Below are 919 nucleotides of genomic sequence, written 5' to 3'. Positions count from 1 at the left end.
ACCCGGGCGACGTCGGCGCGCAGGCGGTCGGCCGCGGCACGTCGCCGCTCCGCCGCGCGCGCCAGCAGCGCGCGCAGGTCGTCGACGCCCTCGCCGGTGCGCGCGCTCACGGGCACCGTCGGCACGTCGCCGAGGCCGTCCTCCGACGCCAGCCGCCGCACGTCGGCCCGCCAGGTCTCCCGCTCGTCCGGGCGGAGCCGGTCCGCGTGGTTGAGCGCGAGCACCATGACGCCGGCGTGCCCGGCCAGCGGGCGCAGGTAGCGCTCGTGCAGCACCGCGTCGGCGTACTTCTGCGGGTCGAGGACCCACACGAGCAGGTCGGCGCGCGCGTACAGCCGCTCGGCGGTGGCCCGGTGCTCCTGGACGACGGAGTCGTGGTCGGGCAGGTCGAGCAGGACGAGGCCCGTCGGCAGCCCGCGGGTCGCGGGGTCGTCCGCCGGGAGCTCGCGCCGGTCCCCCACCTCGAGCCAGTCGAGCAGCGCGTGCACGTCCTCCGCGGTGGCCACCGCGGCGAGCGGGCGCGACGTCGTCGGCCGCAGCGTGCCGGGGCGGGCGACGTCGGCCCCGGCGAGGGCGTTGAACAGCGACGACTTGCCCGAGCCCGTCGCGCCGGCGAGCGCGACGACCGTCGTGGACGGCGCGAGCGCGAGCCGTTCCCGGACCTGCGCGACGACCCGTGCGCCCTCCGCGGCGAGCACCGGGTCGAGCCGGTGCCCGGCCGTGCGCAGGAGCCCGTCGAGGGCGTCGGTCCGCTCGGCCAGGTCGTCCGGCCGGCTCACCGCGCGTCCTCGTCGCGGCCCGTGACGCGACGCCACCAGCCACGCAGACCGCCGGGGGCGGGTACGTCGGCGGCCGCCGTGGCCGACGGCGCCGCACCGGGGCGGCGCGCACCCACGCCCCGCAGCCCGCCGGTGCGGGC

1 protein-coding gene is annotated in these 919 nt (G+C 80.0%); it reads right to left on the bottom strand.

What is annotated here, in order from left to right:
* Nucleotides 1–779 (bottom strand): GTPase (locus AB6N23_RS18490; RefSeq protein WP_412867413.1); only part of this gene is annotated, 779 nt, incomplete at its 3' end.
* Between the last annotated feature and the right edge of the window lie 140 nt (nt 780–919).

The sequence above is a fragment of the Cellulomonas pasadenensis genome (genome assembly GCF_047229365.1).
In the GTDB taxonomy this organism is placed as follows: Bacteria; Actinomycetota; Actinomycetes; order Actinomycetales; family Cellulomonadaceae; genus Cellulomonas.
The sequence above is the reverse complement of the archived record's forward strand: the minus strand, read 5'-3'. Positions and strand labels throughout refer to the sequence as shown.